Source organism: Candidatus Krumholzibacteriia bacterium, assembly GCA_029865265.1.
Classification (GTDB): Bacteria; Krumholzibacteriota; Krumholzibacteriia; order WVZY01; family JAKEHA01; genus JAKEHA01.
This window is the reverse complement of the sequence record JAOUHG010000002.1, coordinates 236,618-245,932: the sequence shown is the minus strand read 5'-3', so window position 1 is coordinate 245,932 and position 9,315 is coordinate 236,618. Positions and strand designations below refer to the sequence as shown.

The following is a 9,315-nucleotide window of genomic DNA, read 5'->3' as shown; positions in this document are numbered from 1 at the left end:
GAACGTCGACATGACGTCCATGGCGGCCCCGATCGACCCGGATTCCTTTCTCACCGCCCCCAATGACTCCGTCGAGGTCGCGGCAGCGATCGCGGAGATGATCCGGAAGGAAAACGCCAAGATCCAGAACCGCGTCAAGAACAGCGGTCTGGGACAGCTGTATATCAAGGGCGGCAACTTCATGCACGCGCTCCTCATCTGCTCCATCGTGGGGCTGGTGCTGAGCCTGGAGCGTCTGTGGACGCTGTCGCGCGCGCATACCAACACCAAGAAGCTCATGATGGATCTCGTCAAGGCCCTGCGCGACGAGGGATCCGAAGCAGCGCTGGAGGTATGCCGCAGAACGCGGGGGCCGATTGCAGCCGTGCTGCACTCGGGCCTGCTGCGCGCGCATCGCGGCCCCGAGGCGGTCGAGAAGGCCATCGCGACTTCGGGTGCCATCGAGATGTCGTTCCTGGAACGCGGGCTGACCGCCCTGGCCACCATCTCCAACGTGGCCCCGCTGCTGGGCTTCCTTGGAACCGTGTCCGGTATGATCAGCGCGTTCGCCGCCATCGCGGCCGCGGAGCAGGTGAGCGCCAAGCTCGTTGCCAAGGGTATCGAAGAGGCGCTTATCACCACCGCCGCCGGTCTGGTCATCGCGGTGCCGATCACGCTGTTCTACAGCTACTTCGTCACGCGCATCGACCGCTTCGTCATCGAGATGGAAGAGGCCAGCGCCGAGGTGGTCGACGAACTGCTCGACATGGAACACAAGGCGCGCGAGGCGCGCGCATAGCGTATATTTGACCGGGGCCCCGGAGCGGAGCGCTTGACGTGATCAAAAAGGTGCAGAGCAAGAACGCCTTCAAGGCGGGGGAGTTTCAGGCGGCGTCGATGTCGGACATCGCCTTCCTGCTCCTGGTGTTCTTCATCGTCACCACCATCTTCGCGCTGGAGGAGGGGATTCCGCTCATCCTGCCGGCCCGCTCTTCCGAGGTCGCCAAGGTCAAGCAGAAGAACATCATGGAGATCCGGGCCTACCCGGACGGCTCCGTGGTGACCGACGGCGAGAACGTGGGTGTCGCGGGGATCCGCAGCCTCGTCGAGCGCAGGTTGTCCGAGAACGACAAGCTCGTCGTGGTCATCGCCACCCACCCCGACGCCGAATACGGCCTGATGGTCGACCTGCTCGACGAAATCAAGCTCGCCAACTGCCGCAAGATTTCGCTCAAGACGCTGGGCGGTGCGCAGTAGTGAAGATTGGCGTTTTCAAGAAGAAACAGGGGGTGCGCAACAACGTGCCCACCGCCTCCATGGCGGACATTGCGTTTTTGCTCCTGATTTTCTTCATGGCCACCACTATCTTCAAGATGGAGGACGGACTCGAGGTCACGCTGCCGCGTGCCGAGACCGCGCAGCGCCAGCAGCGTGAGAAGATAATGCACATCTGGATCAACCAGGCCGGGAGCATCTCCATCAACGACAAGATCGTGAAGATGGAGCAGATCGAAGACATCCTCAAGGGGATGCTCTCGGAGCGCCCCGACCTCATCGTGGCCTTCAACGCGGATGATCGCGCTCCCTATCGTGTGGTTTCCGACGTGATGGAGGAACTTAAGGACGCCAGCGCCGTGCGCGTGTCCTTCACCAGCGACAAGAAGAATCCAAACGTGCGGAGGCGTCGCGAGCTATGAGCACCGCCGCCGTGACCCCGGACAGCCGCCTGCTCCACGATACCGCCAACGCGGAGTTCAAGGCGAAGTATGCGAAGTTCATCCGCTGGGCCTTCGTGATCGCGGTTGTGCTGCACTTTACGGCCTTCGTATTCACGCCGCAGTTCACCATCACGCCCTACAAGCTCAAGGAAGAGCAGTTCGAAGTGGTGGACATCCCCGACCAGATCGACCTGCCGCCCCCGCCTCCCGACGTGCCCCCGCCGCCCGTCGCGGTGCAGGCCGCCGAGGATGACGCCGAGGCGACCGACGAGGTCGCGGAAACCACCTTCGAGAACTTCGAGGACATGCCGCCTCCGCCCCCGCCCAGTGGTGGCGGCGATACTGGGATTTTTCTCGCCTTTGACGAGCCGCCCCAGTTGATCGACTATTCCTCGCCCGAGTATCCGCCGCTGGCGCGTGAGGCGGGTATCGAGGGGACGGTTGCCATCCGCGTGCTGGTCTCCGAGGAGGGCAAGGTGCTGGACGCGACGGTGCTGCAGTCCGACGTGACGCCGGCCATGGACCAGGCGGCGGTGCAGGCCGCGCTGAAGTGCCGTTTCCGGCCCGCCAAGCAGCGCACGGTGCCCGTGAAGGCGCACGTGATGATTCCGTTCCAGTTCAAGCTCCGCTAAGCCATCGTTGACGGGCTTCCCATCGGCCCGCGGTCGTTGCGACCGCGGTTTTTTTTTGTGGTGCCCCTTGCCGGCGACGCATGCATGCGCGATGTTTGATTCGTCCTAGGGACGCGCTCCCGGCCCACCACGAGAACGCCCGTCGCATCATCGTAACCCGCCCATCGCCCCGGGGCGAAACAGGGAGGTTCGCCGATGACGGCAGCGTCTATTTCCCGCCCCGTTGCCACCGCTAACGATGAATTCAAGGGCCGGTACCGTGCGTCGCTGCGCGCGGCGCTGGCCGCGGCCGTGGCCGCCCACGTGCTCGCGTTCGTCTTCGTCCCCGCCATCTCGGTAACACCGTTCCGTCTGCCGGCCGAGGAAATCCCGCTCGTGATCGACGTCGGCGAGCCCCCGCCGTCGTTCGCCGCTTTTCCCGAAGAGCCGCTCCCGCCGCGCCCGGGCCCGCATCACGCCGATCCGGAGCGGCCCGTGACCGCGCCGGAACCTGCGCCGCCCGCGCCGCCGGCCGACATTCGGGTTGCCCCGCGCTCGGCGGACCCGTCGGCAGGGGTGTTCCTGGCCTTCTTCACGGAGCCGGTGCTGGTCGAATTCGTGCCGCCCCGCTATCCGCGGCTGGCCCGCGAGGCCGGGATCGAGGGGCGCGTGCTGGTGCGCGTGCGGGTGGATGCGCGCGGCCGGGTGACCGAGGCGGTGGTGCTGGAGGCCAGCGCCACGCCGCAGATGGAGGAATCCGCGCTGGCCGCAGCCCGTGCGTGCCGTTTCGAGCCCGCCCGGCAGCGCGGCGTCGCGGTCCCGACGCACGTGACCATCCCCTTCGCGTTCGAATTGCGGTAGCGGAGCACGTTCTCCTCCGCCCCGCAGGGGGGACGGTCCGGCCGCTGCCGGGGCGTCCCCTTTCTCTCCCCGCGGCGCCCCGATCCGGGTATAATGCCGGAACATTCGAGCCACCCGTTCGTAGTACCCGCATAACTCGCTGCGACGGGCGGGATATCGAAACTCTCTCTATTCCATGCCAGACCGGAAGGTGACCAGATGAACGTTCGCCGGGCGATGGCTGCCCAGATTCTGATCGTGTGCGCCCTGGTTTCGGGCGCGCGTGCCGAGACCTACGACCTCGAGCGCTGCATCGCGCTCGCGCTCGAGACGTCGACGAACGTGGGAATCTCCACCGAGCAGCTGCGCACCGCCCGCGGCGGCGTGGTGCGGAGTTATGCGCAGTTCATGCCCAACCTGAGCATGAGCGCGTGGGCCGGACACAGCTTTGCGGGCCCGTCCACCGGCGTGTTCGTGGACGCACAGGGCCGTCCCATCCAGCCGCTGGGATTCGACTACGAGGCTTACACCTTCGGACTGCAGAGTCAGATGCGCCTGTTTGACTGGGGCGCCAACATCAACGGTCTCAACCAGTCCCAGCGGGGTGCGGACGCGGCGGCCTACGAACTCGAGTACACGCGTGACTTCATTCGCGCCATCGTCATCCGCGAGTACTACGACCTGGTGCGCCAGCGCCGGCTGTTCAAGGTGCAGGAAGCCGATCTCGAGGCCAAGACGCGCAACCTCGAGCAGGTGGAGGCATTCTACAAGATCGGCTCGCGCACCAAGGCGGATTATCTGCAGGCGCGCGTCGACCAGGGCAACAGCCAACTGCAGCTGCTCACCGTGCAGAACGCGGAGGCCATCGCGGCCGCGCGGCTCAAATCCCGCCTGAATATTCCGCAGGAGTCGGTCATCGAGGTCGACGAGTCCATCGATTTCTCGCCCGCGGACTTTGATTTCAGCCGGGAAGTCGAGCACATGTTCCAGCACCGCTCCGACCTGCTGGCGGGCCGCGAGCGCATCGAGGCGGCGGACGCGGGGTTGTCGGTGGCCAAGAAGGGGCGCTACCCGACCCTCGACGCGTCCTTCAATTACAGCTGGAACGACCGGACCTTCCCGTCGGATGGCGCCGTGTTCAAACGCGACTACGTGTGGTCGATCGGCGTGTTCTTCAGTTGGAACATCTTCGACCGCTTCCAGTCCCGCTCGGCCATTCAGGACGCCAAGGCGCAGTACCGGATTGCCGAGTACAACCTGCAGCAGGCCAAGATCGACGCGGTGCTGGACGTGAAACAGATCATGCTCAACCTGGACCAGGCGCGCCAGCGACTGGACCTGGCCACGGAGACGGTGGCGGCCGCGGAGGAGAACAACCGCCTGGCGCAGGAACGCTACCGCGTGGGTGCGGGAACCATTCTCGAGACCATCGAGGCCAGCGCGTCGCTCACCTCCGCGCAGGCGTCGCTGATCGACGCGCGCGTCGACTATCTCATCAACCGTGCCGATCTGCAGCGCGCCACGGGCCGGACGGTCACCAGCCACTAGGCGGAGAGCACAGACTCCCTGCGGAAACGGGCGGTGCGCTTTGCTGCGCGCCGCCCGTCCGTGTTATGCTGCGCAAATGCTGATCCACATGCGTGGCATCGCACGGCGCTACCAGATGGGGAGCCACGTGGTGAACGCGCTCGACGGTGTCGATCTGGACGTGGCAAAGAACGAGTACCTGGCCCTGATGGGGCCGTCCGGCTCCGGCAAGACCACGTTCATGAACATCATCGGGTGCCTGGACACCCCGAGTTCCGGGACGTACATCCTCAACGGCGAGGACGTGACCCAGCTCGTCGACGATGCGCTTGCCTTCATCCGCAACCGCGAGATCGGATTCGTCTTCCAGACCTTCAACCTGCTCCCCCGCGCCACCGCGCTCCAGAACGTGGAATTGCCCCTCATTTACGCCGGCCTCGGCGCGGTCGAGCGCCGCGATCGCGTCTGGCAGGCGCTGCGCATGGTGGGCCTGGAGGATCGTGCCACCCACCGGCCCAACGAACTCTCCGGCGGGCAGCGCCAGCGGGTGGCCATCGCGCGGGCGCTGGTGAACAACCCGTCCATCATTCTCGCCGACGAACCCACCGGCAACCTCGACTCCAGATCGGGAGAGGAGATCATGAGGATTTTCGAAACGCTACACGGGAATGGTCACACGTTGATCGTGGTGACGCACGATGACGCGGTGGCGGCGCACGCACTTCGTGAAGTGCGCCTGCGCGACGGCAAGGTGGAATCGGACCGGCGCCGCGCGCGGCAGGGCGCCGATGGGAGCCGGTCGTGACGCGGCGGCGCAAGGTTCTGCTGGTGGCTGGTGGTGCGGTGGTACTGGCGGTGCTGGTGGGTGTGAACCTCCGCTCGCGCGGTTCCGCGGTGGAGGTGCAGGTGACGGAGGTGGGGCGGCGCGACATCTCGCGCGTGATTACCGCGTCCGGAGAGATCCACCCGCGACGGCGGGTCAATGTGAGCGCCAACGCCATCGGCAAGGTGACCCGGCTGGCGGTGAAGGAAGGGGACCGCGTCAGGAAGGGGGACTTCCTGCTGGAGATCGATGCCGAGCCGTACGAGTCTGCGGTCGACCAGTTGACGGCGGCGGTGCGAGGCGCGCGGGCGGCGCTGGACATGGAGAAGGCGTCGCTCACCAAGGCGCAGGACGACTACGAGCGCGCGCAGCAGCTGCACGAGAAGGGCTTCATGTCCGACGGCGAGTTCAAGACCGCCACCTCGACCCTGGAGGTGGCACAGGCCCGCCAGCGCAACGCGACCGAGACGCTGGCCCAGGCGGAGGCCAACCTGCGCAAGGCGACCCACGAATTGCGTAACGTGCACATCACCGCGGAAATGTCGGGCGTGATCACGGCCTTGAACGTGGAAGAGGGTGAGAGCGCCATCATGGGAACCCTCAACAATCCCGGTACCGTGCTGCTTACCATCGCGGACCTCTCCGAGATCGAGGCCGAGGTACGTGTGGACGAAACCGAGGTGGTGCTGGTGCGCACCGGGCAGGCGGCGGAGGTGCGGCTGGACGCGCACCCGGACACCACCTACCACGGTGTGGTCACCGAGGTCGGCAACAGCGCCATTCGTGCCCAGGTGGGCATGGGTCAGGAGTCGGTCGACTTCAAGGTGGTGGTCGCCATCAGGGACTCGATACCCGACGTGCGCCCCGGCCTCTCGGCGTCGGTCGACATCACCGTGGCACACGTGGACGACGCGCTGGCCATTCCCATCCAGTGCCTCACCGTGCGGGACCAGGAGCGACTGGACCGTGAGCGCCGGCGCGGCCGGGGCGGGAACGGCGCACCGGCGGCGGACTCCAGCGTGACCGGCGCTGAGGAGGCGCGCCGCGACATCGAGGGCGTGTTCGTGGTGGAGAACGGAATCGCCACCTTCCGCGAGGTGCGCGTCGGGATCGCCGGCCAGAGCCACTTCGAGGTGCAGGGCGGACTGCAGGAAGGGGCCACGGTGGTCTCCGGGCCCTTCAAGACCATCAGCGACCTCGTGGACCGCTCGCGGGTGAAGGTTCAGAAGGACCGCACGCGGAGGTGATCTGGCCGTGCGCGCCTCGATCAGAGTCTCGCTCGAGGGTGTGCGCATCGCATTCGCCGCGTTGCTGGGCAACAAGCTCCGCACCCTGCTCACCCTGCTCGGCAACATCGTGGGCATCATGTCGGTCATCGCGGTGGTGTCGTTGCTCGGTGGTATAGACCTGTACATGCGCCAGGAGGTCGCGTCCGAGGGTAGCAACCGCTTCAAGATCGTGCGCGTGGATTTCTTCGACGCGATCACCGACTTCGAGGACTTCATCGACAAGCTGATATTGAACCCGCAGATCACGCGCGAAGACGTGAGTGCGCTGCGCGGCTCGCTACAGCTCTCAGAGTACGTGAGCGCGTATGCATCCGGCCGGGCGCGCATTTCGGCGCTGGGCAAGTCGGTGGACATGGAGGTGGAGGGCCGCGACGCGGTGTATCCATTCATCGAGAACATCCCCCTCCACGCCGGGCGCCATCTCACCCGCATCGAGGACCGCGAGAACGCCTCGGTGGTGGTGATCGGCTGGGACGTGTACGAGGCGCTGCTCGCGCCCCGCGACGCCATCGGGACCACCATTCTCATCGGCAACCGCCACTTCAAGGTGGTGGGCGTGGCCGCACGCCGCGGTTCGGTGCTGGGTTCGAGCCGCGATCGCTTTGCCCTGATTCCAGTGGGCGCACACCGCAAACTCTTCGGCGCGGGGCAGTCGCTGGAAATCCACGTGGCGGCGCGGGATATCCGCTCCATGGACGCCGCCATCGAGGAGGCCACGGTGGCGATGCGCATCCGCCACAACCTGCGTCCACGCGAGGAGAACGATTTTTCCGTTTCCACCAGCGAACAGCTGATCGACCTGTGGAAGAACATCAGCCGCGGCGTGATGATGGCGCTGGTGGCGTTGGTGGGCATTTCCATGCTGGTGGGCGGGATCGTGCTCATGAACACCATGGTGGTTTCGGTGGCGGAGCGCACGCGGGAAATCGGCATTCGCAAGGCGGTGGGCGCCAATCGCCGCGCCATCGTGTGGCAGTTCCTGGTCGAGTCCGCCACCCTCTCGGTCATCGGCGGTGTGCTCGGCATGTCGATCGGTTTCCTGATCGCGGCCGCGGTGTCGGCGTTTTCGGTGCTGCCCTACGTGGTGAATGCGGCCATCGTGGTGCTGGCCCTGGTGGTCACCATCCTGCTGGGGCTCGTCTTTGGCACCTATCCGGCCATCAAGGCCGCGCGCCTGGATCCGGTGGACGCGCTGCGCACGGAGTAGGGCATGCAGACCCGTCCCTCCCGAAACTCACTCTGGCGCGAGAACTTTCTGCAGGCGTTCGACGTCATCCGCGCCCATCGCCTGCGCACGGGGTTGCTTATTCTCGGGGTCGCCATTGGCATCGCCACCGTGCTGATGATGGTGACGGTACTCAACGGCCTGACCAGCAAGATCTACCGCGACATGACGTCCGCCAACCGTCCCTACGTTTACGCGCAGAAGTTCGACCTGCTGGTCGCGGGCGAGAACGCCGAGGAACTGGCGCGCCGCCCCGATTTCACGAGCGACGACGCCGAGGCCCTGGGCCGCATGTGCCCGAGCCTCGACCGGGTGAGCCTGTTCGCCGAGTCGCAGGGTAACTTCGTGGTTCGCTACGGCGCGGAGAAGACCCCGCCCACCACGGTTCTCGGCGCCGCGGAGACGCTGATGGAGATTTTCACGCTGGCCATCGAGCGGGGACGCTTCTACACCGCCAACGAGGTTCGCTTCAAGGAGCGCGTGATCGTGCTCGCGGCGGGACCGGCCGAGGATCTGTTTGGCGTGCGCAATCCCATCGGAGAGTTTGTGGTGATCAACGGCGAGAAGTACGAGGTGGTGGGCACGCTCAAGTCGCGCAATCACATTTTCGGCTCCTGGTCGGACAATTTCGTGACCATCCCGCACACCACCTACGGAAAGGACATGCAGCGCGAGGGGGACTGGATCACGCTGGGAGCCACCGTGCGCGAGGGCATCGCCCTGCAGCGCGGTGTGGAGGAGGTGACGCACGCGCTGCGGGTGCGTCGCGGGTTGCGGCCCGGCGAAGACAACAACTTCGATGTTCAGACCAGCGAGTCATTCGTCGACCTGGTCAAGCGCGTAACGGTGCCCATCGGCATCGTACTCACCATCATCGCGTCCATCGGGTTGCTGGTGGGTGGCATCGGGGTCATGAACATCATGCTCATCTCCGTCACCGAGCGCACTCGCGAGATCGGCGTGCGCCGTGCCATCGGAGCCGGGCGCGGGGATATCATGCTGCAGTTCCTGGTGGAGGCGGGCACGCTGACCGGCATCGGCGGTGTCATCGGGGTGGTGGCGGGGACGGGCCTCGCCTACCTGGTCTCGCGCCTCATCCACTTCCCGTTCATGCTGTCGGTGCCGTGGCTGGTGGTTTCGCTGGTGTTTTCCATCATGGTCGGGATCGGTTTCGGCCTCTATCCTGCCCGCCGCGCGGGCGACATGGATCCGGTGAACGCGCTGCGCTACGAGTAGGTTCGTCCTTGCCGCCCGGCGCGGGGTATTCTAAGTTCCTCGCAGCAATCTCGTTGCGTAACCACCC

10 protein-coding genes are annotated in these 9,315 nt (G+C 65.8%); all 10 read left to right on the top strand.

Annotation, left to right across the window (positions count from 1 at the left end):
- Positions 1 to 778, top strand: a 778-nt coding sequence (locus OEX18_02290; protein ID MDH4336090.1) for a MotA/TolQ/ExbB proton channel family protein, incomplete at its 5' end; no start/stop codon positions are given.
- 38 nt (positions 779 to 816) lie between these two features.
- The gene (locus tag OEX18_02285; GenBank protein ID MDH4336089.1) at positions 817 to 1,236 is read left to right on the top strand and encodes a biopolymer transporter ExbD; all 420 of its coding nucleotides are present in this window, start codon (positions 817 to 819) and stop codon (positions 1,234 to 1,236) included.
- Entirely contained in the window at positions 1,236 to 1,676 is a 441-nt protein-coding gene (locus OEX18_02280; GenBank protein ID MDH4336088.1) for a biopolymer transporter ExbD, read from the top strand. Before OEX18_02285 ends, OEX18_02280 begins: the two co-directional genes overlap by 1 nt.
- Positions 1,673 to 2,329, top strand: a complete 657-nt coding sequence (locus OEX18_02275) for an energy transducer TonB (protein MDH4336087.1) — start codon at positions 1,673 to 1,675, stop codon at positions 2,327 to 2,329. Before OEX18_02280 ends, OEX18_02275 begins: the two co-directional genes overlap by 4 nt.
- 195 nt (positions 2,330 to 2,524) lie before the next feature.
- A complete protein-coding gene (locus tag OEX18_02270) occupies positions 2,525 to 3,169 on the top strand; it encodes a TonB family protein (GenBank protein MDH4336086.1) in 645 nt (214 codons plus the stop codon).
- A 198-nt stretch (positions 3,170 to 3,367) separates the two neighbouring features.
- Positions 3,368 to 4,696 carry a TolC family protein gene (locus OEX18_02265; protein MDH4336085.1) on the top strand — a complete coding sequence of 443 codons (1,329 nt, stop codon included), beginning with the start codon at positions 3,368 to 3,370 and terminating at the stop codon, positions 4,694 to 4,696.
- Between the two features lie 76 nt (positions 4,697 to 4,772).
- On the top strand, positions 4,773 to 5,480 hold the full coding sequence (locus OEX18_02260) for an ABC transporter ATP-binding protein (GenBank protein ID MDH4336084.1): 708 nt from the start codon (positions 4,773 to 4,775) through the stop codon (positions 5,478 to 5,480).
- A complete protein-coding gene (locus tag OEX18_02255; protein MDH4336083.1) occupies positions 5,477 to 6,745 on the top strand; it encodes an efflux RND transporter periplasmic adaptor subunit in 1,269 nt (422 codons plus the stop codon). Before OEX18_02260 ends, OEX18_02255 begins: the two co-directional genes overlap by 4 nt.
- A 7-nt stretch (positions 6,746 to 6,752) precedes the next feature.
- Entirely contained in the window at positions 6,753 to 7,994 is a 1,242-nt protein-coding gene (locus OEX18_02250) for an ABC transporter permease (protein ID MDH4336082.1), read from the top strand.
- Between the two features lie 3 nt (positions 7,995 to 7,997).
- Positions 7,998 to 9,248 (top strand): ABC transporter permease, encoded by a 1,251-nt coding sequence (locus tag OEX18_02245; GenBank protein ID MDH4336081.1) that lies wholly within the window; start codon positions 7,998 to 8,000, stop codon positions 9,246 to 9,248.
- The last annotated feature ends 67 nt before the right edge of the window (positions 9,249 to 9,315 follow it).